This is a genomic window from Pseudomonas sp. GM17, from assembly GCF_000282175.2.
Lineage (GTDB): Bacteria > Pseudomonadota > Gammaproteobacteria > Pseudomonadales > Pseudomonadaceae > Aquipseudomonas > Aquipseudomonas chlororaphis.
This window is the reverse complement of record NZ_CP124732.1, coordinates 1,110,747-1,132,291: the sequence shown is the minus strand read 5'-3', so window position 1 is coordinate 1,132,291 and position 21,545 is coordinate 1,110,747. Positions and strand designations below refer to the sequence as shown.

20 protein-coding genes and 1 tRNA gene are annotated in these 21,545 nt (G+C 59.6%); 18 read left to right on the top strand and 3 right to left on the bottom strand.

What is annotated here, in order from left to right; all coding sequences use genetic code 11:
* Positions 1-303 precede the first annotated feature (303 nt).
* Together PMI20_RS05075 and PMI20_RS05070 are read left to right on the top strand one after the other, a co-directional pair.
* Positions 304-1,272 (top strand): alpha/beta hydrolase family protein, encoded by a 969-nt coding sequence (locus PMI20_RS05075; RefSeq protein WP_007921796.1) that lies wholly within the window; start codon positions 304-306, stop codon positions 1,270-1,272.
* A gap of 103 nt (positions 1,273-1,375) precedes the next feature.
* A complete protein-coding gene (locus PMI20_RS05070; protein ID WP_007921795.1) occupies positions 1,376-1,774 on the top strand; it encodes a hypothetical protein in 399 nt (132 codons plus the stop codon).
* Between the two features lie 222 nt (positions 1,775-1,996).
* Here PMI20_RS05070 and gabP read toward each other — a convergent pair whose 3' ends face one another.
* Positions 1,997-3,394, bottom strand: coding sequence for a GABA permease (gene gabP / locus PMI20_RS05065; RefSeq protein ID WP_007922617.1), 1,398 nt, complete (start codon positions 3,392-3,394; stop codon positions 1,997-1,999).
* 554 nt (positions 3,395-3,948) lie between these two features.
* Between gabP and PMI20_RS05060 the strand changes: the two genes are divergently transcribed.
* The 7 genes from PMI20_RS05060 (at position 3,949) to PMI20_RS05030 (ending at position 9,613) form a co-directional block, all read left to right on the top strand.
* Complete coding sequence (locus PMI20_RS05060; protein ID WP_007922616.1) at positions 3,949-4,722, top strand: ABC transporter ATP-binding protein; 774 nt, start codon at positions 3,949-3,951, stop codon at positions 4,720-4,722.
* Between the two features lie 13 nt (positions 4,723-4,735).
* The gene (locus PMI20_RS05055) at positions 4,736-5,491 is read left to right on the top strand and encodes an ABC transporter substrate-binding protein (RefSeq protein WP_007922611.1); all 756 of its coding nucleotides are present in this window, start codon (positions 4,736-4,738) and stop codon (positions 5,489-5,491) included.
* Positions 5,492-5,569: 78 nt separating this feature from the next.
* A complete protein-coding gene (locus tag PMI20_RS05050) occupies positions 5,570-6,265 on the top strand; it encodes an ABC transporter permease (RefSeq protein ID WP_007922609.1) in 696 nt (231 codons plus the stop codon).
* Complete coding sequence (locus PMI20_RS05045; protein ID WP_007922607.1) at positions 6,262-6,951, top strand: ABC transporter permease; 690 nt, start codon at positions 6,262-6,264, stop codon at positions 6,949-6,951. Before PMI20_RS05050 ends, PMI20_RS05045 begins: the two co-directional genes overlap by 4 nt.
* A gap of 121 nt (positions 6,952-7,072) precedes the next feature.
* Entirely contained in the window at positions 7,073-8,284 is a 1,212-nt protein-coding gene (locus tag PMI20_RS05040; protein WP_037033963.1) for a methyltransferase, read from the top strand.
* A gap of 354 nt (positions 8,285-8,638) precedes the next feature.
* A complete protein-coding gene (locus tag PMI20_RS05035) occupies positions 8,639-9,460 on the top strand; it encodes an FkbM family methyltransferase (RefSeq protein WP_007922597.1) in 822 nt (273 codons plus the stop codon).
* Positions 9,461-9,537: 77 nt separating this feature from the next.
* A tRNA-Thr gene (locus PMI20_RS05030) sits at positions 9,538-9,613 on the top strand.
* A 284-nt stretch (positions 9,614-9,897) separates the two neighbouring features.
* Here PMI20_RS05030 and PMI20_RS05025 read toward each other — a convergent pair.
* Complete coding sequence (locus PMI20_RS05025) at positions 9,898-10,539, bottom strand: glycosyltransferase family protein (RefSeq protein WP_007922595.1); 642 nt, start codon at positions 10,537-10,539, stop codon at positions 9,898-9,900.
* 733 nt (positions 10,540-11,272) lie between these two features.
* Positions 11,273-11,752 carry a hypothetical protein gene (locus PMI20_RS05020; RefSeq protein WP_143481879.1) on the bottom strand — a complete coding sequence of 160 codons (480 nt, stop codon included), beginning with the start codon at positions 11,750-11,752 and terminating at the stop codon, positions 11,273-11,275.
* Positions 11,753-12,367: 615 nt separating this feature from the next.
* On the opposite strand from PMI20_RS05020, the gene PMI20_RS05015 reads away from it, so the two are divergent.
* The 9 genes from PMI20_RS05015 to PMI20_RS04975 all read left to right on the top strand — a co-directional run bounded on the left by PMI20_RS05015 (position 12,368) and on the right by PMI20_RS04975 (position 21,537).
* On the top strand, positions 12,368-13,351 hold the full coding sequence (locus PMI20_RS05015; RefSeq protein WP_007922589.1) for a helix-turn-helix domain-containing protein: 984 nt from the start codon (positions 12,368-12,370) through the stop codon (positions 13,349-13,351).
* A 303-nt stretch (positions 13,352-13,654) separates the two neighbouring features.
* Positions 13,655-14,689, top strand: a complete 1,035-nt coding sequence (locus PMI20_RS05010) for a DUF1254 domain-containing protein (protein WP_007922586.1) — start codon at positions 13,655-13,657, stop codon at positions 14,687-14,689.
* Positions 14,690-14,835: 146 nt separating this feature from the next.
* A complete protein-coding gene (locus PMI20_RS05005; RefSeq protein ID WP_007922580.1) occupies positions 14,836-15,687 on the top strand; it encodes a MipA/OmpV family protein in 852 nt (283 codons plus the stop codon).
* A gap of 47 nt (positions 15,688-15,734) precedes the next feature.
* Positions 15,735-16,562: an acid phosphatase gene (locus PMI20_RS05000; protein WP_007922577.1), complete on the top strand. Its 828-nt coding sequence runs from the start codon at positions 15,735-15,737 to the stop codon at positions 16,560-16,562.
* Between the two features lie 13 nt (positions 16,563-16,575).
* Positions 16,576-17,370 (top strand): hypothetical protein, encoded by a 795-nt coding sequence (locus PMI20_RS04995; RefSeq protein ID WP_007922575.1) that lies wholly within the window; start codon positions 16,576-16,578, stop codon positions 17,368-17,370.
* A 263-nt stretch (positions 17,371-17,633) separates the two neighbouring features.
* Positions 17,634-18,233, top strand: a complete 600-nt coding sequence (gene wrbA, locus PMI20_RS04990) for an NAD(P)H:quinone oxidoreductase (RefSeq protein ID WP_007922573.1) — start codon at positions 17,634-17,636, stop codon at positions 18,231-18,233.
* A gap of 584 nt (positions 18,234-18,817) precedes the next feature.
* Positions 18,818-19,612 (top strand): fimbrial biogenesis chaperone, encoded by a 795-nt coding sequence (locus PMI20_RS04985; protein WP_007922571.1) that lies wholly within the window; start codon positions 18,818-18,820, stop codon positions 19,610-19,612.
* Between the two features lie 18 nt (positions 19,613-19,630).
* Positions 19,631-20,632 carry a fimbrial protein gene (locus PMI20_RS04980; protein WP_007922569.1) on the top strand — a complete coding sequence of 334 codons (1,002 nt, stop codon included), beginning with the start codon at positions 19,631-19,633 and terminating at the stop codon, positions 20,630-20,632.
* A gap of 350 nt (positions 20,633-20,982) precedes the next feature.
* A complete protein-coding gene (locus PMI20_RS04975) occupies positions 20,983-21,537 on the top strand; it encodes a hypothetical protein (protein ID WP_007922567.1) in 555 nt (184 codons plus the stop codon).
* Positions 21,538-21,545: the final 8 nt, after the last annotated feature.

Below are 21,545 nucleotides of genomic sequence, written 5' to 3'. Positions count from 1 at the left end.
CCCCAGAACGGCAGCGTCCGGGTCTCCCCTTTTCATCTTGAATGGTCCAGCTACGCCTCAGGCAAACGATGCTCGAATGAACAGCCCGTAAGCGTCATGCATCCGTGATCGCCCCCAGGCCCTGATATTCAGTGTACGCCCCGATGCCAGGCCGTTTAGATCGATTCGGTGTGATGCTTTTAACCAAAAGTACCTAGCAGCGCGCCTGTCCCGACGGTTGCCACGGCGCGGACAAGGCGGTTATTAATGCTTGCACTTAAAAAGAGCCGACACGCCTTTTCGCCCGCAAAGGAATACGCGCCGATGACCGTGCAATCCCCGCCCTCGCCCCTGCACCCGGCCAGCACCGTGACCAGCAGCCCCGGCACAGCCTTCCGCGAACCCGCCGCCGATGGCTTTATCCTGGGTGGTTTCACCTGGCGCCATGCCGAACCGGACCCCGCACGCCCGGTGGTGATCATCAATGCCGCCACCTCCGTGCGTTGTCGGCACTATTCGCGGTTCGCCGATTACCTGTTCAGCCATGGCTTCGACGTCATCACCTACGACTACCGCGGCATCGGCGAGTCGCGGCCGGCCTCGATGCGCAAGCTGAAGGCGTCCTGGTCGGACTGGGGCAGCCTGGACTTCGAAGCCATGCTGCAACGCGCGCAGCGGGAATGCCCCGGCCAGCCCATCGATGTGGTCGGACACAGCTTCGGCGGCTGCGCGGCGGGGCTGGGCGCATCCGGGCAGTTGATCCGCCGCGTGGTGACCGTAGGCGCGCAGTTCGCCTACTGGCGCGACTACGCCCCGGCGAGCCGCTGGCGCATGCTGGGCAAATGGCATGTCGTGATGCCGCTGCTGACGGCGATTTACGGCTACTTCCCCGGCAAGCGCCTGGGCTGGCTGGAGGACACCCCCGCCGGCGTGGTGCGCGACTGGGCCACGCCCACCGCGCACTATCAACGGCGGCCCAGCGGGCGCCACCTGGCGCGCCGGGACCCGGCGCTCCCCTTCGCCCGGGTCGAGGCGCAGCTGCTGGCCATCAGCATCAGCGACGACCCTTACGGCACCGTGCCGGCCATCGAGCGCCTGCTGGGCTACTTCACCGCCAGCCAGCGCAGCCATTGGCGCATCGAACCTGCGGACATCGGCGAGCGGGAAGTCGGGCACTTCGCGTTTTTCCGCAGCCATTACCAGGACCGCCTGTGGCCGATCGCCCTGGCCTGGCTGCAACACGCCACATTGCCCAGCGACACCCCGGGACGCCTGATCAGCGGTAGCCGTTGAGCGTGCCAGGCAGCGCATTTACTGGCATCCTCTGCCGCCTGAAAGCCAGGCCGGACACTGTATCCATCCCTGGCCCCCTCTTTGCGCAAAAGGTATGACGCCCATGGCATCTGCGAACAAGCAACACAAAAGAGCCCAGCGGGCGAAAACCAAGGCCAAGCAGAACCGCACCCAGCGCAACGCTGCGCCGGTGGAGCTGGACCCGAACGACGACCGCATCGACTTCGAATCAGTGGACCTGACCGAGCTGTTCAAGAAGATGATCGACGCCGAGAAGACCAGCCAGCAGGCGATGTGCGCGGCGTTCCTGGAAGACCCGCTGCTGGAAATCGTCTACGAGCAGGAAGGCGAGGAAGGCGCCATGGACTTCATCCTCGCCGCCCTGATCGAGTACCGCCAGTGGTCCACCGAGAGCGACGAGGCCGGCGCCCTGGCCTGGATCGAAAGCCCGGAGTTCCAGGCCGCCTACCTGGCCGCCTCGGAAGCCCTGATGCAGAAATAAGCTTCAACACAATCTGTAGCCGCTGGCGCAGCCTGCGGCTACAGCGCGCCCTGCATGACCCTCGCTGCTGCGTCGAATGTTCAATCGTCATCGCGGGCAAGCCTCGCTCCTACGGATCACCTTCATCTGTAGGAGCGAGGCTTGCCCGCGAAAGCGTCGGTACAGGCCATAAAAAGGCCGCTGTCAGCACTGACAGCGGCCTTTTTCGTTACCGGGAAAAACTCAGGCGCGGCTCAATACACCGGCCGCCTGCTTCTCCAGCTTGCACCGACGCGCAACCAGCAGGCCCGCCGCGATCACGACGATGCTCAGCAGGCCGGTGGCGACGATCTCCATACGGTGCCCTTCCTGGAACAGCATGATAGTCAGCACCCCGACGATGAACACGATCACCGCGTAGGTCAGGCCCGGGAACAGCCACATGCGGAAGGCGATCTTCTCGCCGGCCGCCGTGCGTTTCTGGCGCATGCGCAGCTGCGATACCGCGATCACCAGGTACACCAGCAAGGCAATGGCGCCGGAACTGGCCAACAGGAAATTGAACACCGCGGCGGGTGCCACGTAGTTGGCGAATACCGCGAGGAAGGCGGCTGCGGTGGACAGGATCACCGCCCAGTAAGGCGTGCCGCTAGTGTTGGTGCGCTTGGCCGCGGCCGGGGCGTCGCCGCGCTTGCCCAGGGAGAACAGCATGCGCGAGGCGGTGTAGAGCGCCGAGTTCAGGCAACTGGTCACCGCCACCAGCACCACCAGATCGACAATCAGCTTGGCGTTGGGGATGCCCATGCGATCGAGCACGGTCTGGTAGGAACCGACCTGGGCCAGGCTCGGGTCATTCCATGGCACCAGGGCCACGACGATGAAGATCGATACCAGGTAGAACAGGCCGATCCGCCAGATCACCGAATTGGTGGCCTTGCTGATCTGCTGGCCCGGGTTCTTCGATTCGGCGGCGGCGATGGTGACGATCTCGGTGCCCATGAACGAGAACATGGTGGTCAGCATGGCGGCGAGTACCGCGCCCATGCCGTTGGGCAAAAAGCCCTGGGTATCGAACAGGTGCGAGACGCCGCTGACATTGCTGGTCGGCAGCAGGCCGAAGATCGCCAGCAGGCCGAGCACCACGAAACCGATGATCGCCACGACCTTGATCAGGGCGAACCAGAACTCGAACTCACCGTAGTTCTTCACGCTGAACAGGTTGGTCGCGGTCAGCAGCAAGGTAATGACCAGGGTAAAGGCCCAGATCGCTATATCAGGGAACCAGGCATGCAGGATGGTCGCGGCGGCGTTGGCCTCCAGCGGAATCACCAGCACCCAGAACCACCAGTACAGCCAGCCGATGGTGAAACCGGCCCAGTGGCCGATGGCGCGGTCGGCATAAGTCGAGAAGGAACCCGTGTCCGGCGAGGCGACGGCCATTTCGGCCAGCATGCGCATCACCAGCACCACCAGGGTGCCCGCGGCCGCATAGGCCAGCAGCACGGCAGGGCCGGCTTCGGCGATGGCGTGGCCGGAACCGACGAACAGCCCGGCGCCGATTACCCCGGCGATCGACAGCATGGTGACATGCCGCGGTTTGAGCCCCTGTTCGAGGTCATTGGAGGTCTGCGTACTGCTCATTGAAACTACCTTTGCGAAGAAAGCGAAAGCGTCCACCCGGCCTGGATATTCTTTCTCGTAAAAAGAATCCAACAGGGCGTTCTTTATTTCTTACGCAAGATTTGCGCCAAAATGTTACAGGCTCCCAGCCGGCGCGGCCTGCGAAGGCGACCGACGGATGAGCGCAAGTCCTTGAGATTAATGGCCTTGCGCCAGAACGTTACCGCACCACCCATTTGTAGAACGAAGCAGCGCACCAGAAACACACACAAAAAGTGTGCGACGCACAAATAGAGGGCGGATACGCAACCTTTGGCCGTTTTACCCTTCCAACACCTGGCCAAAGCTGGCACCATCGCGCCTTTTTTTACGCGACACCCGCTGGGAACAGGGTTCAAACGGGCGTTCGGTTGTTGACGGGGCGACAGTCTGCTGTGCCGATGCGACAACCTGTCACACGCCGTCTGCTTACACCCTGAAGCGCTGTTGGCTGTCATTCGAACGCTATGCTAGGTTGGCGCCTCGCCAGAAAAGCCGCTACCAGCAGGAGCGCAATGAACTCATGAGGACCGCACATGGCTGAGGCCACGCCCGCGCTTGAAATCCGCAACTTGCACAAACGGTACGGCTCGCTGGAGGTACTCAAGGGTGTCTCGCTAACCGCACGCGACGGCGATGTGATCTCGATCCTGGGTTCCTCCGGTTCCGGCAAGTCCACCTTCCTGCGTTGCATCAACCTCCTGGAAAACCCGCACCAGGGCCAGATCCTGGTGGCCGGTGAAGAACTCAAGCTCAAGGCCGCCAAGAACGGCGAACTGGTTGCCGCCGACGGCAAGCAGATCAACCGCCTGCGCAGCGAAATCGGCTTCGTGTTCCAGAACTTCAACCTCTGGCCGCACATGAGCGTGCTCGACAACATCATCGAGGCGCCGCGTCGGGTGCTCGGCCAGAGCAAGGCCGAAGCCATCGAAGTGGCCGAAGCGCTGCTGGCCAAGGTCGGCATCGCCGACAAGCGCCACGCCTACCCGGCCCAGCTCTCCGGCGGCCAGCAGCAACGCGCCGCCATCGCCCGCACCCTGGCGATGCAGCCCAAAGTCATCCTGTTCGACGAGCCGACCTCGGCACTGGACCCGGAAATGGTCCAGGAAGTGCTCAACGTGATCCGCGCCCTGGCCGAAGAAGGCCGGACCATGCTGCTGGTCACCCACGAAATGGGCTTTGCCCGTCAGGTCTCCAGTGAAGTGGTGTTCCTGCACCAGGGCCTGGTGGAAGAGCAAGGATCGCCACAGCAGGTGTTCGAGAACCCGCTTTCGGCACGCTGCAAACAATTCATGTCCAGCAACCGCTAACGGAGCAACACGCATGCAGAGCTATAAGAAATTCCTCCTGGCCGCTGCCGCCACTCTGGTGTTCTCGGCCAATGCGATGGCCGCCGACAAACTGAAGATGGGCATCGAAGCGGCCTACCCGCCGTTCAACAACAAGGATGCCAGCGGCCAGGTCGTCGGTTTCGACAAAGACGTCGGCGATGCCCTGTGCGCCAAGATGAAAGTCGAGTGCGAAGTGGTCACCTCCGACTGGGACGGCATCATCCCGGCCCTGAACGCCAAGAAGTTCGACTTCCTGATCTCCTCGATGTCGATCACCGACGAGCGCAAGCAGGCGGTGGACTTCACCGACCCGTACTACTCCAACAAGCTGCAGTTCATCGCGCCTAAAGACAAGACCGACTTCAAGACCGACAAAGCCTCCCTCAAGGGCAAGATCATCGGTGCGCAGCGCGCCACCCTGGCCGGCACCTGGCTGGAAGACAACCTGGGCGACGACATCACCATCAAGCTCTACGACACCCAGGAAAACGCCTTCCTCGACCTGACGTCCGGCCGCCTGGACGCGATCCTGGCCGACAAGTACGTCAACTACGAGTGGCTCAAAAGCGAAGCGGGCAAGCCTTACGAGTTCAAGGGCGACCCGGTTGAAGAAAGCGACAAGATCGGCATCGCCGTGCGCAAGAACGATCCGATCCGCGAGAAGCTCAACGCCGCCCTGAAGGAAGTCGTGGCCGACGGCACCTACAAGAAGATCAACGACAAGTACTTCCCGTTCAGCATCTACTGATACTGACTGGCCTGCCCGGCGCCCTTCCCCGAGGGTGCCGGTCCTTAGCAAAGCCTGCCGCGACTTGAATAACCATCCATGAATATCGATCTCTACGGATTCGGCCCGGCGCTCGCCGCTGGCGCGCTGATGACCGTCAAGCTGGCTCTTTCGGCGCTGTGCCTGGGGCTGGTGCTCGGCCTGCTCGGCGCCTTGGCCAAGACTTCCCCGTACAAGCCGCTGCAATGGCTTGGCGGCACCTATTCGACCCTGGTGCGCGGCGTTCCCGAACTGCTCTGGGTGCTGCTGATCTACTTCGGCACCGTCAACCTGATGCGCGCCCTGGGTGAGTTCTTCGGCAACCCGGAGCTGGAACTCAACGCCTTCGCCGCCGGGGTCATCGCCCTCGGCCTGTGCTTCGGCGCCTACGCCACCGAAGTGTTCCGTGGCGCGATCCTCGCCATCCCCAAGGGCCATCGTGAGGCCGGCGTGGCCCTGGGCCTGTCGAAATGGCGGATCTTCACCAGGCTGATCATGCCGCAGATGTGGCGCATCGCCCTGCCGGGCCTGGGCAACCTGTTCATGATCCTGATGAAGGACACCGCGCTGGTGTCGGTGATCGGCCTGGAAGAAATCATGCGTCACTCGCAGATCGCCGTGACCGTGTCCAAGCAACCTTTCACCTTCTATATGGTGGCGGCCTTCATGTACCTGGGCCTGACCGTGCTGGCCATGACCGGCATGCATTTCCTGGAAAAACGCGCCGCTCGCGGCTTCGCGAGGAGCGCCCAATGAACTGGGAAGTGATCATCAAGTGGCTGCCCAAGCTGGCCCAGGGCGCCACGCTGACCCTGGAACTGGTGGCCATCGCGGTCATCGCCGGCCTGCTGCTGGCCATTCCGCTGGGCATCGCCCGCTCGTCGCGCCTGTGGTACGTGCGCGCCCTGCCCTATGCCTACATTTTCTTCTTCCGCGGCACGCCGCTGCTGGTGCAGCTGTTCCTGGTCTACTACGGCCTGGCGCAGTTCGACGCAGTGCGTAACAGCGCGATGTGGCCGTACCTGCGCGATCCGTTCTGGTGCGCCACCGCCACCATGACCCTGCACACCGCGGCCTATATCGCCGAGATCCTGCGCGGGGCAATCCAGGCCATCCCGCCGGGCGAGATTGAAGCGGCGCGGGCCCTGGGTATGTCCAAGCCCAAGGCGCTGTTCTACATCATCCTGCCCCGGGCCGCGCGCATCGGCCTGCCGGCCTACAGCAACGAAGTGATCCTGATGCTCAAGGCCAGCGCCCTGGCCAGCACCGTGACCCTGCTGGAACTGACCGGCATGGCCCGCACCATCATTGCCCGCACCTACCTGCCGGTGGAGATTTTCTTCGCCGCCGGGGTGTTCTACCTGCTGATGTCCTATGTTTTGGTGCAAGGCTTCAAGCTGCTGGAACGCTGGCTGCGCGTCGAGCAATGCCAAGGCCGCTGAACTGCTTCTGTAGGAGCGAGGCTTGCCCGCGATAAACGATAACGCGGTGTACCAGATAACCCGCGACGCTCTCATCGCGGGCAAGCCTCGCTCCTACGGCCCCTATCCTGAGCAGCCCAGCATGCCCTCCATCCTCCAAGGCCCCGAACTCCTCAGCCGCTTCCAGGCCCTGGACCGCTTCCTGCTGGACCATCAACCGCTCTGGCGCCCACGCCCCTTCACCGAGCCTCAACTGCCCTGGGAAGCCCGACACCGCGAACTCGCCCAATGGCTGCGCCAGCGCAGCCTGGACGATGCCGAGGCCAGCCATAACCACCCAGAACGGCTCGATGCTCCCGCGCCCTTCCCCGATCTGGCGCGGACCGCCGCCGCGCTCGGTGCCGTGGCCGAGCTGCCGATGCACGAGGTACCAGCCGCCCGCCAGCGCCTCAATGTCGATGTTCCCGGGCGCAAATGGCAGCAGATCGAAGCCTTCGCCGCCTGCCTGGAGTTCACCCGGGCACCCGGCCACTGGCTGGACTGGTGTTCGGGCAAGGGCCACCTCGGCCGTCGCCTGCTGCAACCCGGGCAACGGCTGACCTGCCTGGAATACGACCCGGCGCTGGTCGCCAGCGGCCGGCAACTGAGCGAACACCATCAGCTACCGGTCAGCCACCTGCAGCAGGACGTACTCGCCGCCGACGCCGCTGCCCGCCTGAGCGCCGAACACACCCCGGTGGCCCTGCACGCCTGTGGCGACCTGCATGTACGCCTGATGCAACTGGCCAGCGAACGCGGCTGCCGCCAGCTGGCTATCGCGCCCTGCTGCTACAACCGCATCAGCCATGCCGAGTACCAGCCGCTCTCCGGCCCGGCCAAGGGCTCGGCGCTGCAACTGTCCCTCGACGACCTGGGCCTGCCCCTGAGCGAGACGGTCACCGCCGGCGCCCGGGTGCGTCGCCAACGCGACAGCTCCATGGCCCGCCGCCTGGCCTTCGACCTGCTGCAACGCCGGCTGCGCGGGGTCGACGAATACCTGCCCACCCCGTCGCTGCCCGCCAGCTGGCTGGACAAACCCTTCGCCGACTACTGCCGCGACCTGGCGGCCCTCAAGGACTTACCCACAGTCGGTTCGCAGGACTGGCCGGCGCTGGAAGCCGCCGGCTGGCAGCGCCTGGCCCACGTCCGCAACCTGGAGCTGCTGCGCGGCCTGTTTCGCCGGCCCTTGGAGCTGTGGCTGGTGCTCGATCGCGGGCTGTTTTTGCAGGAACAGGGTTACCGCGTGCAACTGGGCCTGTTCTGCCCGGCACCGCTCACCCCACGCAACCTGATGCTGCTGGCGGAACGTGGATAAGCTGGATCCATCACCCCATCCAGCCTGTGGATAACTCTGTTGATGAAATCCAACAAAAGCCGCTGAAAGCGCCTGCTACAGCCTCAATACAGAGCTGGTCATTTTTTGTTCACAAAAATAAATCAGCGAAAAAACAGCCAGTTGCGGCGAGTTGAGAACGGATCCACAAAATCAGCGAAAACAGCCGCGCGACAGCCATCGATTGTGCATAAGCGTCAATGCCAAAGGACATAACAGCCGAAAACCGGCACCACAGGCGCGGCAAATTGCGCCGGTCGGCGACGCTTGTTATACAGACGCAGGCGCTCGCGGGCGCGTCCGATCCAGAACCTTTGTGATTGACGGGAAAAGACAGTGACGTTCATTTCTTATGCACAAAATTTCGAAGACATCCGCCTGTGGCGCGCGCTCAAACACATTGAAAACGGCTTCTACATCGACGTCGGCGCCAACCACCCCACCGCCGACTCGGTGACCCGCGCCTTCTACGATCGCGGCTGGCGCGGCATCAACGTCGAACCGGTGCCGAGCTATTACCACGCCCTGTGCCAGGAGCGGCCCCGGGACAGCAACCTGCAATGCGCTGCGGGCGACAACGCCGAGGCCCTGACCTTCTACGGCATCGCCGACACCGGCCTGTCCACCCTCGACCCCGCCATCGCCCAGCAGCACAAGGACGCCGGCATGCAGGTGCAGACCCAGATCGTCAGCTCACGCACCCTGAGCGACATCTGCGAGGCCCACGTCGGCGGCCCCATCCACTTCCTCAAGATCGACGTCGAAGGCCACGAAGAAACCGTGCTGCGCAGCATGGACTTCAACCGCTGGCGGCCGTGGATCCTGCTGATCGAAACTCCATGGAACCGCGACCAGGCCTGGGAAACCCTGGTCACCGGCGCCGGCTACCACCCGGTGGTGTTCGACGGCATCAACACCTTCTACCTGGCCGAAGAACACCTGAACCTCAAGGGCGCCTTCGACATCCCGCCGTGCAACCTCGACGAATTCCAGTTCAACCCCGGCCACCGCTTCGTCGCCCCCGCCACCGACCTGGAACAGGCCCTGATCGCCGAACGCCAACGCGCCGATCGCGCCGAAGCTGCACTGCACGCCCTGCGCAACAGCCGCTCGTGGCGCGCCCTCGAAAAACTCAAGAAAGTGCTGGTCCGCGGCTAGAGCCCGGCACAAAGCAAAAATAGTCAGATTTCAGGGGTTTACAGAACCCCGCCAATCGCTATAATCGTCGCCCACACGCCGGTATAGCTCAGTTGGTAGAGCAACTGACTTGTAATCAGTAGGTCCCGGGTTCGACTCCTGGTGCCGGCACCATACAAAACAAAGCCCCGCAATGCGGGGCTTTGTTGTTTCTGGCTGTTGTAAACGCCACTTAGTTCGCCTTAGTTGTCCACATTGTGCCCAGGCTGGCGAAAACGGTCCCAGGCGCTGGGCGCGCTCAAGCGGTGTCGGGCCGATCCGCGAGCCTGGTGGCCGACATGGACAGCCAACTGGCCGTTCATCCCCCATGGGTCGACACCACCGCCAGGCAACGCCGATGCCTTCACTACAGCGCCAGCCAAGGCCAACGTGCTGGGGGAAGATAAAGCCCCTCCCCTTTAAAAATTGAGCCTGAGCACTGTCCGCCAGAGGTTTTTAATCGGCGAGGTACGGTGCTTGTCCCAATTGCGCTGCCACCATTCATCCTCGTTTTTCACTTCGGTCTCGATGTCGCTACCCGCCAATGTTGCTGGCTGCTGGCGGAACAGCATCGGAAAGGCGCAGTGCTGCTTTATGCGCTTCTTGAAAATCACGTCAACGGGCGTGCCGCTGTACGGGGTGTTCGCCAGGATCTGACAACCCTCACGAGACAGGATATAGGCGTGCAGCGCAACGACGCGGCCCCGGGCAATAAAGGGGAACCAGGTTAGCCAGGTCCTGCCCATGCTGTACCCCAGGTGCAGCACTTCAAATTGCCGAGTACGGATGAATTTATTGATCCAACGGATGGGGGTCGCCTTCAGTTCATACGGTGCAACGTCGTCTTCAAAGATCAACACCCGGTCAAGCCCGCGCTCGAGCGCAATCCGTGCCAGGTCCTGGTGCGACTCATAGCAGCCACGGACAGGGTCGGCGTGCCGCTCCACGACATGGAACACCACCGGGTTTCGGATCAGGCTTTGTACCGAGGCCCGGAATAGCTCTCGCCGGTCTGTTCGCTCTTTCAACGAAATGCAGTAGACCGCATCCACGTCGAACATGATTTTCCCGCCCGAGCCCTCAATCCTTTCTGACACCAACTCACTCCCACAAAAACGAAGAAGGCGCGGAGTTGAGCCGCGCCTGTTGCGGCAATTATGTCAAAACGATGGCGGGGATTTTTCTGAACTTATTACGAGTTAATTCCAACAAGGGCGCATCATAAATGTTGCACGATGGCTTCACCGAAACAGCGAGGGATGCAGATGAAGTACAGCGAGTTTCGGCGATGGTTGAAAGCCCAAGGCGCGGAGTTCCAACCCGGCAAGGGCAGCCACTTCACCCTGCCGGAACTCGGTCGGCGGATCTCTATCACCGTCGAAGCTGCATAAGCACCAGGTAAGCAACGACCAGGCCCCCACTGCTCTATCGGGCAGTGGGGGCTTTTTCATGCATGCAGCCACAGCCCCGGGAAAATCCGAGCGTAGAGAAAAAAACTGCCGAAAAAACACTTATCCCCCTCCCGCCGGCGAGCTTTGCGTCCGTTTTTTGTGCAAACCTGCTGGGTGGTGCAAACCAGGCCCCAGCCCAGGCCCGCTACGGGGTCTGTGGGGCGTTCGGCACTTGCACGGCGTACAAGGTGGGCTGGTAATTCACATTCACAAACGAAAGCCAATCAGTAGCGGATGTAGAGTGCGTTGCTTCACATCATCAATCTGAGGTTTATAAATCGGTTGAGTTTGAGCTGAAAGCCACAGTCAGAAAATTGGAAACTATCAGCTCAAACCAGAACCTCTAAATTTTATCGTAACCTCCGGCGGAGTTTCGACGGTACTGAGTACCGATAGGGTCTCCATAGGAGTTTGTCACGGCACGATCTGGTACACCTTGAACAATTCTAAGTGTTAAGTAGCCGTCGTTATCGGAAAGTCCTGAGTCATCATTAATGCGCATCCATAAATCCTGCCCGGCCTTCACGCTTAAGAAGCCTGCACCATTCAAAGGTACTGGTAGTCCGTTTTCACCTAGGCGAATAACAAGCTGACCAATCTTTGCCCCTGGGCCACTATAGGGATAGGATGTGTCACCGCTATTATCGATTTTTTTGACATGAGTAAATGATAAATAACTGGAATTAAGCCCAGTACTCTTACAGGTATAAATATCGGGTTGATCTTTTTTGAAGCACCACTCTCCGTCAGCATACAAATTTCCGTCTTTTTCTACTATGCCGATATGTTGCCAGTCCTTGTTTGCGTAAACTTTAGCTTCCATTCTTGTCACCTGCTTGCGTTTAATACAATTAACAGTATGTGGCGAGAAACCGGATTGGTTACCCGAATTCATCTCGCCATGACTTTTGATTGGACCTTGGTGTGCACCGCACCTGCTGAATAATCGCTTGGCATGGTGTCGATTCCTTTCGAGAAAGCCTAAGCATAGACAATGCCCGCGAACGACGAGCATCACGTCATGAATTTTTTTCTGCTGGATAACAGGTTATCAATCCGATGCGTCATAGGCGGCTCTAATAGCATCTATGACGACTATTTCCCAAATATCCTCTGAAATCTTGGGCCATCTGTTCTTCCCCAATAAACACTAACCGTATTATTGGACTTGTAATCAGTAGGTCCCGGGGTCGACTCCTGGTGCCGGCACCATACAAGGTTCCAAAGAAGGCTTTCAAAATCTCTGGAACCCACGAAAAACCCGCCTTCTGGCGGGTTTTTTCGTTTTGGGGTTCTGCAAAAGTGTTGATCTTGTCGCTGAATCGACCTGTGCTGTGCTGTCAATAACGCGACTTTGGCAAAAGTTTTGCGCTAGTGTTTCCCTGCGGGCCAAGACGGTTTTCCCGTGCATTGCCTTTAAAAACAGGTGCGAACGCTTATGACGAATGCCACGCCATCCATCAAACTCAGCACTCTTCGGCAAATAGCCCCCTACCTGAGCATGCGTGGGGTGTCGCCGCTGGAGTTCTTTCGGCGTTACGGCATTTCCCCTCATGTTTTTCAAAACCCTGATGCCTGGGTACCGCGAGCGGCCTGTTTTCATATAGCCAACGAAATGGCAGCTATCGCACAGGACCCCTTCGGCGGTGCCTGTGTGGGGCATCTGATCGAAGTACGCTCGCTCGGTGCCTGGGGCGAGTTGATATTGGGCTCGACCAACCTCGCTCAGGCTTGCGCAACGGCGGCGATCTATACCGACTTGCTGCATCAAGGAGGAGAAGTAGAAATCGTCACCGAAGGCCGTACGACGAAACTGATCCACCAATTTACCGGACAGCACGGAGCTGATCCGAAGCAAGTCATTCTCGGCACGCTTGCGCTGCTTAGAAAAGTACCTCTCATGTCCGGTGAGCCTGGCGCCATACGCGTGCATCTGCAAAACCCGAGGGAAAGCGGCGATGAGGCGCTTGAAGAATACCTGGGGCCGAATCTCGAAATGAACGCGCAGTACAACATGATCGAATTCGACCGTGAGCTGCTCGACACGCCCCTGCAACCTGTTCGGGATGACGCCTGGAAAGTCACCGAAGCCTTGAGGTCGACAGCGCAAGCAGCAGGCGTGCTCATCGAGCGGATATCGGACCAGGATCAATCCAAACTTACCGCTATCTCAAGAAACATCGGACTGTCTTCTCGAACGCTGCAGCGCCGTCTCAAGTATTGCGGCATCGACTTCGAAGATCTACGCGACGAGACGCGGCGCAGCGAAGCACTTCAACTAATTGCCAGCGGTAAATACACCGCAACCGAAATTGCCTACATGGTGGGTTACAGCGACCAAGCACACTTTACTCGAGCCTTCAAACGCTGGACCGGGAACTCGCCGTCGCGCTACCGCTCGGCCTTGAAACATGATTATTAAAATTCAAGACAGCGTCTTCGCCTGAGCACTTGCTCCCTCTCCCACCCGCCCCTTCGACCCACTTCGGGATAGGGCTTGCCGTCCTGACCTGAACAGCCATTTCTGTAGGAGCACCGCCGGCAAGCTGATCGGTAGGTAGTGGCTTGGCCTTTTGGCATCAAATGGCAAGTTTCCATCGAGGCGTTCTTATACAGTCGGAAAAGGTAATGCCAACCCCAGCAAGCGCTGCAGCGAGCAACTCATGCACAAGAACAGCCTAAAGCCGGGGAAGGAAATCACTTCTTATAAGATCAAGAGGTTTAAATGTCCTACTCATCCACGGCCTGCATCGTCGCCCTGACGCTGGCAACTTTTGCGAGTGCAAACGCACAGTCATCCCCTGCCGCGGCGACGCTGGTGGGTGTCGATAACTTTGTCCGTGCCGAGTCCGACCTGTACATGGGCAAAACGGTGACGAGTGGAGGCTTTGGTCAGTTTGTTCATAACCGTGAACCGGTTCCTATCGACGCTCAGGATGTCGTCCGAATGAATCGGGACACCCTCTATTCGTCAGCGGTGTTCGATCTCGATGCCGGTCCAGTCACGATCACTTTGCCTGAGGCCGGTGAGCGCTTCATGTCGATGCAAATGGTCAACGAAGATCACTACGTACCCGCCGTCATTTACGGTGCCGGTCGCCACACGCTGACGAAAGAGGATATCGGCACACGCTATGTTTTTGTTGCTGTGCGCATTTTCTTCGATCCCACGGATCGCGAAGACCTTGAGCAGGTGCATGAACTGCAGGACGCAATCAAGGTCAGCCAGGCCAAGCCAGGGGAATTCGCAGTACCGAAGTGGGATCAGGCGAGCCAGAAAAAGATGCGTGATGCCCTGGCTGTCCTGGGTTCGACAATTGCCAACTACAACCAGTCCTTTGGCCCTAAAGGTAGCGTCGATCCGATCCAGCACCTGATCGGAACTGCGACGGGGTGGGGCGGAAATCCGAGCAAGGACGCCATCTACCTCGGCGGTGTGATGCCGCAGAACGATGGGAAAACCGTTTACCGTCTCAAAGTTGGACAGGTCCCGGTCAACAGCTTCTGGTCTGTGAGTGTTTACAACGCAGACGGATACTTTCAGAAAAACCCATATGACATCTACTCGTTGAATAACCTCACTGCCAAGAAAAGCGATGATGGCTCGATTGTCATCCAGTTCGGTGGTTGTGACGCAAAGATCACTAATTGCCTGCCCGTTATGCCCGGTTGGAACTATACGGTCAGGCTTTATCAGCCGAGCAACGAAATACTGAATGGCCAATGGCGTTTTCCACAGCCGCAGCCCGTCGTTCTATAAATTCAATCATTCAAATAATGACTGGTTATTTAGATCAATTGGCTGATGCCTTAATAGCGTTAGACGCAACGGTTACCAAGTTTGATATGGCTTATTAAGTCAGGGATGGCTCTGGACTACAGAGTTCACACCAAAGGAACTAAGCAATGACAAACAAAGACCATTCAAATTCTTTTAGACACCCGCTGATGTTCATCATGGGTGCAGCCCTCGCATTGACGCTGGTGTTACCTGCACATGCAGCCCTTGACGATTCAAACGGCGCTCCATCCGTGACGGTAGGCGGCGGAGTTGCCTTTGGCCCGTTGTACGAAGGCTCTTCACGCTACGCCGCGTTCCCGTCGCTGAAACTGAAAGCGGTCTTGCCTACCGAAGACTGGGGCACCTTTACCGCGGCCTTCCCGGACGGGCTGCGCTGGGACTTGCCGGGGCTGGCTCCTTTCGGAGTGGCCCTGCTGATCGGTTATGACCAGGGGCGCAAGGAAAGAATTCATACCCTGGACGGCCGTGATGACTACTTGAAGGGAATGGGCAACCTGGACAGCACCGCCCTGGTCGGGGCGGAAGCGTACTGGATCCTGCCGGCCGGCCGCCTGTTCGTGCGCGGCCTGCAATCGAGCCAGAACCGTCATTACGGTGGCGAAAGCCTGGGGCGCACGGCGTACCTGGAAGCCGGGGTCGCCACGGCATACCCACTGTCTTCGACCTTGACCCTGGACTCGACGCTGTACGGCACCTGGAGCAATGAGAACGACATGATGGCGCGCTTCGGCGTCACGGCCCAGCAAGCCGCACGCACCCGGTTCGATGAATACCACCCGGGTGGCGGGATGCGCGACGTGACCTTGAAGCTGGGCCTCACCTGGCAATGGCAGCCACAGCTGGCACTGGAAGGCGGCATCAAGACCTACGCCCTGGTTGCCGACGCCCGCGACAGCCCGCTGACGGGTGAGAAGGTCGGGGCCGGTGCCTATCTGAACGCTCTATACCGTTTTTGATAAACCGGTAATACCGGCGCCATCCGATACAGATAAAGGAATGATCGATGAAAAAACTACCTAAGCAGTTGGGGATGACCGCGTCCCTGGCCGGCCTATTCGGGTCGGGACTGCTGCTCGCCGAAGATGCCGCCACCCAGGTCACGGACCCTCACTTCAAGCTGGCTCCAGGCTATCTGGACCCGGCTGACTTGCCAGTGCGCCTGGCGCTGCTCGGTGCACCGCCAAAACCAGACTCCGCAGCGCTTGCGCGGGATGAGGAAGCACGGCGTGCGGCGCTGGCGCTGCGTGGCACCGCTCGGGAGAAACTCGCGGCAACGGATGCGGCGCTGTCATTCCCTGGCCCGGCGAAAACATTCTCCTGCGCACTGGGCACGCCGATCACCGAGAAAAGTACACCGCATCTTTACACCTTGATGCAGCGCACCCTGACCGATGCGGGCGGCTCCACCTACGCCGGGAAGAATGCCTACAACCGTACCCGTCCTTTCGTGGTGCATAACGAAAGCACATGCCGCAAAGACATGGAGCCACTGCTGCGCACGGATGGTTCCTGGCCGTCCGGCCACTCCGCCGCGGGCTGGGCCTGGGGCCTGGTACTGGCTGAGATCAATCCGGCACGCGCCACCGAATTGATGACCCGTGGCCTGTCATACGGCCAGAGCCGGGTCATCTGCGATGCGCACTGGCAGAGCGACGTGGATGCAGGCCGCATCATGGGGGCCGCCACGGTGGCGAGCCTGCATGGCAATCCGGCGTTCCTGGCGGACCTGGCGGCCGCGAAGGAGGAGGTCAAGGCTGCGCAAAAGGCGGGCCTGAAGCCTACAGAGGACTGTGCGGCCGAGGGCGTGGCGCTCTCGCTGACCCAGCACTGATCGGAGAAACACCATGATGCACAGTGACAACCCACGCTCGCCGTTGCGGTGTAAGCAGGCCCGCCTGGCGCTGCTGGTCAGCGCCTTGACGACCGCGGGTTCCAGTCTGCCGATGGTGGCCATGGCGGCAGACGCTGATGGCTGGCAGTTCAATGGCGGGCCTTACCTGTGGGGCGCCGGTATCCGTGGGCACGTGGGCCACCGCAGCACCGGGACCCAGTTTATAAAATCCGACTTCTCCGACATCGCGCGTAGCGTCGATATGTCGGTGATGCTGATGGGCGAGGCGCGGCGCGGGCCATACAGCGTACTCGCCGACCTGATGTACATCGACACCGACACCCGCAACCGTCTGCCAGCAGGCGCCCCGGCGTCCAAGCTTGAGGTGGAAAGCAAGACGGCCTCGGGATTCCTGGGAGGCGGATATCAGGTGCTGGGGGATAACGATCATCGGTTGGACGTCGCGGGCGGCGTGCGGGTCTGGTACAGCAGCACCGCCATCACCCTGCACGGCGGGCCTGCTGGCGGCCTGTCCGGGTCCGACAAGGCCACCTGGGCCGATGCCATGGCGGGGCTGCGTGGGCACTATGCCGTGAATGAGCGATTCTGGTTGTCATCCTGGGGCATGGCGGGCGCCGGCCAGTCGCGGGAAGACTGGGACCTGGCCGCACTGGCAGGCTGGGAATTCTTGCCGGGCTTTTCGGCGGTGGCCGGTTACCGGGCCATGGGGGTGAATTATCGCCATGACGGTTTTGTCTACGACATTGTCCAGAAGGGGCCACTGTTGGGGATCAGTGGTCGATTCTGAGGCTTTCATGTCATTACGCTTTTCTCTGGTACCCATCCGCAGTATGTCAAAGGCCAACCTTCGGGTTGGCCTTTGTTGCTTTCCAAGATCAATTTTCTCGAACATCCCGTTCGATATTTTCTCATATTCACAGAAGCCAATTAGATCGATCATGCGCCACGACTCACGCAGATGCAGGTGCAACAGTGGGATGGATAACTAACCTGATCGCCTATTTAACAGGCCGTCAGTCAGCTCAAGACACACCTCAAGAGGAAGTACGCATGGCTAAGGTATTGGTTCTTTATCATTCGATGTACGGTCATATCGAAACAATGGCCCAGAGCGTGTCGGAAGGTGCCCGGAGCGTTCCCGGGGTTGAAGTCACCCTCAAACGCGTACCCGAGACCATGGACCCGGAAGCCTTCAAGGCTGCCCATGGCAAAGTGGATCAGAGCGCTCCGGTTGCCACACCAGGCGAGCTGGGCGACTACGACGCAATCATCCTGGGTACTCCGACCCGCTTCGGCAATATGTCCGGCCAGATGCGCAACTTCCTCGACCAGACTGGCGGGTTGTGGGCCAAGGGCGGCCTGGTTGGCAAGCTCGCCAGTGTATTCACCTCGACAGGTACCGGCGGCGGCCAGGAGATGACCATTACCTCCACGTGGACCACCCTGGCTCACCACGGCATGATCATTGTGCCCATCGGTTACAGCTCGCCAGCCTTGTTCGATACATCCAGTGTCGGCGGTGGCACCCCTTATGGCGCATCCACCATTGCCGGTGGTGACGGCTCGCGCCAGCCTGATGCTCGTGAACTGGAGATCGCCCGTCATCAAGGCCAGTACGTGGCCCAGCTGGCGGTCAAACTGAGCAAGTAGGCGCTCGCCAGGCCGAGCTGAGGCAGACACTGCCTAGCGCTCGCTCTGTAATCAGCAGGTCCGGAGACAAAACCAAGCCCTCGCAGCCATGCGAGGGCTTGGTTGTTTCTGTCTACGTAACAAGCGACGTAACAAGCCCCCCGTCTCTTGGCGATGACCATCAATGCGCGCAAATCGCAACCTTCGGTCGAGCCCGGCCCCATCATCAGCACTCCCAGCGGCTATTTCCCCCCCTCAATTGATCGCCACTGAAAACGAACACTCGCCCGGCCGTACGTTTTCAGAGCCGTCCCCTCAAAGGCATCAGCCCTTGGTAAGTGTCAAAACGTGCCCAGCGGTGACGACGGTTCTCTTGCCGCCTTCAGGAGCTGGAAACAGTGTTCATCTGAATAGGCGTAATTAGAAGAGGGGAAATGGAGGAAAAGCAGGGGCCTGAGGCATACACCATAGAGAGCCCGATTCAGAATGGCCTTATTGCTCGTGCAATTGCATCCAAACCAAAATGCCGACCTCAATCGGTATCCGGGCTCACCAAGAAAGCCACCGGGATATCCGCCAGGCCTTCACACCGATGGAGAGATGGAATGCATCCCAGACCTAACATCACCCCGCACCCTTCTGCACGAGAAACGCTCTCTCGACACATGTGCCTGGTGCCTTCTCTTGCAGTTGGACTGCTCCTTGCCTGCCCATCCGGTACCGCCCTGGCGGACCTCTCCTTCGACGGACAGAACCGCTTCATCATGACGGGCCAGCGAATGGCGGTAACCCTGGTCAACGACGGCAAGCAGGCCGCCCTGGCGCAAGTTTCGCTGGACTGGGGAGAGAAAGAGTCTGGGCGCAGCCAGATACTGCCCCTGGCGGTCTCCAGACCGTTGCTGCAAATTTCCAGCGGACAGAAAGCCACCGTGGAAATTTTCTACCAGGGAACAGGCCTGCCTACTGACCGCGAATCTTATCTTCTGTTGAGCGTCCTGGACGTGCCTCCGGCCGCCAAGACGCCTCACACCATGACCGTCGCTTTGCGGCACCGCTTCAAGCTGCTCTACCGCCCACCACTGAAGAACACCCTGGACGAAGCCATGGCCGGATTGTCCTGGGAAACGCAGAGAGAAACCGCAGGCGGGCTCATCGCCGACAACCCATCCCCCTACTACCTGACCCTTAGCGATATCGAAGCCATAGGCTCGAATGGCCAACCCTGCGGCCAACCGATCGAGCACCTGATGCTCCCGCCGTTCTCGACACAGCCCGTCGACATACCGGCCTGCCAACCCGCCAGCCTGCGTTATCAGATCGTCAGCGACGCAGGCAACCTGAGGCCCTATGGAACAACGCTATCCACCGAGAAAAAAAGCCACGGTTCGGCTCAACGCTAAGGTCAATGGAGACACATGATGAAAAGGATCTACCAACTGGTTTCACTGGCCCTGCTACTGATACTTACTCAGAAGAGTTATGCCTTGGCCTGCAAAAAAGATGGCACCCAGGCCGCCGATACGATCATGATCTTCACCAGCATTGCGGTGCCCAATAGCCTGCCAAAGGATACCGTGCTCTGGCGCTCCGATAACTACAGCATCAGCATGACCTGCTGGCAGGACATCTCCGGGGCTGGCAAAGAATACGTTTACTTTTATTTAAGCCCTCGCGACCCAGGCCTCACTAAATTGGGGCCCGACCTGGAGGTGGGTATCCACCTGAACGGAACCGACCTGCGCTGTACTCAATTGGCGGGATGTCGGGTGGAACTCCCCATCGTTTTCGAAGGCTGTTACGTTTCAGCCGGTTGCAAGGACAAAGCTCAAACCTTCCCATTGAACTTCAACTTCTTTATCTCCAAAAAAAGCCCGCCCAGCCCAGGCAAGGAGGGAAGCCTGACAGGAACCCCGATGTATCCCGCGTTCCAGTTGGATGGAAAGGGCGGTATGAACACCAACCCTAATAGCAACTTTGTCATGTCACTGGGCGGCTTGCACTATATGCGCTATATCGCCTGCTCATCGACCCTGTCTGTCTCCCCCAAGACCGTCGACTTTGGCAGTATCACTGCCGCCTTGGCGCAAACCGACAAGGTGATCAAGGAAATCCCGTTCAGCATCACCGCGGCCAAGACCTGCAATAGTGCTTACGGGCTGAGCGCACAGCTCACTCCGGTTGCCGCTACCGCGACAGACGGCTACACCCTGGTACCGAACAACAACTCATCGGTGGGCATCAGCCTGCTCAAGCAACAGGGCCGCAGTGCCATACCCTTCAACAAAGAGTTCACCCTGGTGGAGAACAGCCGTGATCAGGTGGTGGTGAGCGACTTCCTGGCTCAGCTGAAATGGCGAACCAGCAAGGCGATTCTCGGGAAATTCAACGCCACCGCAACGATCGATGTTTTTTATAAATAGTCCCTCCGACCTCTGACATTCGCCTGTCATTCGACCGTTTGAAGAACTTGAAACAAGGGCGCCAATTGGCGTCCTTGTCTTTGTAGGGCGTGGCAGATCAAACGGCCGTCACTCGCCCGATTACCCACGCAGATTCAGAATCCGGACAGACGGATCCATGCCCCTCCGATTACTGCATACGCCCGCAGTCCGCGGCCTCCAGCAAGGCGTTGACAGGCGCGGTGCTATACTTTTTTAGCTAGCGATCAGCGTGCGGTGTTATCCAGAGCAACAGGAAAACACTCTGGAATTTCAGATAACGACTGCAGAAAAAATGGGGGCCTCTGCGACGATGAAGTAGGAGGTGACTCATGAACCGGCATTTTTACATCAGCGATAATCTCGACGAGCTGGAAACCGTTGAAAGCGAGCTGGAAGCCAGCGGCATCAGTACCGAGCAGATACATGTGCTCAGCGACCGGGATGCGGATGTGGAACAGCATCACCTGCATGATGTGAACTCACTCATGAAGCAGGATGTCGTTCACTCCGGTGAGATTGGCGCGGTTATTGGCATACCGCTCGCGGCATTGGTACTGCTCGGTGCTTATCTGGCAGGTTGGACCGAGTCCGCGGCAGGCTGGGTGCCGTTCATCTTTCTGGCGATCGTGATCCTGGGCTTCTGTATCTGGGAAGGCGGCTTCTTCGGTATCCAGGTGCCCAATGCCCACTTCAGCAATTTGAAAAAGACGGTAAGGGACGGCGAGCACATTTTCTTCGTGGACGTCGAACCCGCTCAGGAGCCGATCCTGGATCAGGTCATCAGCCATCACCCGCAACTGCAGGTCGCCGGGACCGGCGCAGCAGCGCCTCACTGGGTAGTGGCCTGGCTGCAGAAATGGCATCAGTTCAAGCGCACGATATAGGACGCTGC

Bases quoted from the DNA above. Each gene is read 5' to 3' on its own strand.
- PMI20_RS05070 (WP_007921795.1), top strand. From the start codon at position 1,376: ATGGCATCTGCGAACAAGCAACACAAAAGAGCCCAGCGGGCGAAAACC.
- wrbA (WP_007922573.1), top strand. From the start codon at position 17,634: ATGGCTAAGGTATTGGTTCTTTATCATTCGATGTACGGTCATATCGAA.
- PMI20_RS05050 (WP_007922609.1), top strand. From the start codon at position 5,570: ATGAATATCGATCTCTACGGATTCGGCCCGGCGCTCGCCGCTGGCGCG.
- PMI20_RS05010 (WP_007922586.1), top strand. From the start codon at position 13,655: ATGTCCTACTCATCCACGGCCTGCATCGTCGCCCTGACGCTGGCAACT.
- PMI20_RS05005 (WP_007922580.1), top strand. From the start codon at position 14,836: ATGACAAACAAAGACCATTCAAATTCTTTTAGACACCCGCTGATGTTC.
- PMI20_RS05060 (WP_007922616.1), top strand. From the start codon at position 3,949: ATGGCTGAGGCCACGCCCGCGCTTGAAATCCGCAACTTGCACAAACGG.
- PMI20_RS05045 (WP_007922607.1), top strand. From the start codon at position 6,262: ATGAACTGGGAAGTGATCATCAAGTGGCTGCCCAAGCTGGCCCAGGGC.
- PMI20_RS05040 (WP_037033963.1), top strand. From the start codon at position 7,073: ATGCCCTCCATCCTCCAAGGCCCCGAACTCCTCAGCCGCTTCCAGGCC.
- PMI20_RS04975 (WP_007922567.1), top strand. From the start codon at position 20,983: ATGAACCGGCATTTTTACATCAGCGATAATCTCGACGAGCTGGAAACC.
- PMI20_RS04980 (WP_007922569.1), top strand. From the start codon at position 19,631: ATGAAAAGGATCTACCAACTGGTTTCACTGGCCCTGCTACTGATACTT.
- PMI20_RS05015 (WP_007922589.1), top strand. From the start codon at position 12,368: ATGACGAATGCCACGCCATCCATCAAACTCAGCACTCTTCGGCAAATA.
- PMI20_RS05000 (WP_007922577.1), top strand. From the start codon at position 15,735: ATGAAAAAACTACCTAAGCAGTTGGGGATGACCGCGTCCCTGGCCGGC.
- PMI20_RS05025 (WP_007922595.1), bottom strand. From the start codon at position 10,539: ATGTTCGACGTGGATGCGGTCTACTGCATTTCGTTGAAAGAGCGAACA.
- PMI20_RS05020 (WP_143481879.1), bottom strand. From the start codon at position 11,752: ATGGAAGCTAAAGTTTACGCAAACAAGGACTGGCAACATATCGGCATA.
- PMI20_RS05055 (WP_007922611.1), top strand. From the start codon at position 4,736: ATGCAGAGCTATAAGAAATTCCTCCTGGCCGCTGCCGCCACTCTGGTG.
- PMI20_RS04995 (WP_007922575.1), top strand. From the start codon at position 16,576: ATGATGCACAGTGACAACCCACGCTCGCCGTTGCGGTGTAAGCAGGCC.
- PMI20_RS05075 (WP_007921796.1), top strand. From the start codon at position 304: ATGACCGTGCAATCCCCGCCCTCGCCCCTGCACCCGGCCAGCACCGTG.
- PMI20_RS04985 (WP_007922571.1), top strand. From the start codon at position 18,818: ATGCATCCCAGACCTAACATCACCCCGCACCCTTCTGCACGAGAAACG.
- gabP (WP_007922617.1), bottom strand. From the start codon at position 3,394: ATGAGCAGTACGCAGACCTCCAATGACCTCGAACAGGGGCTCAAACCG.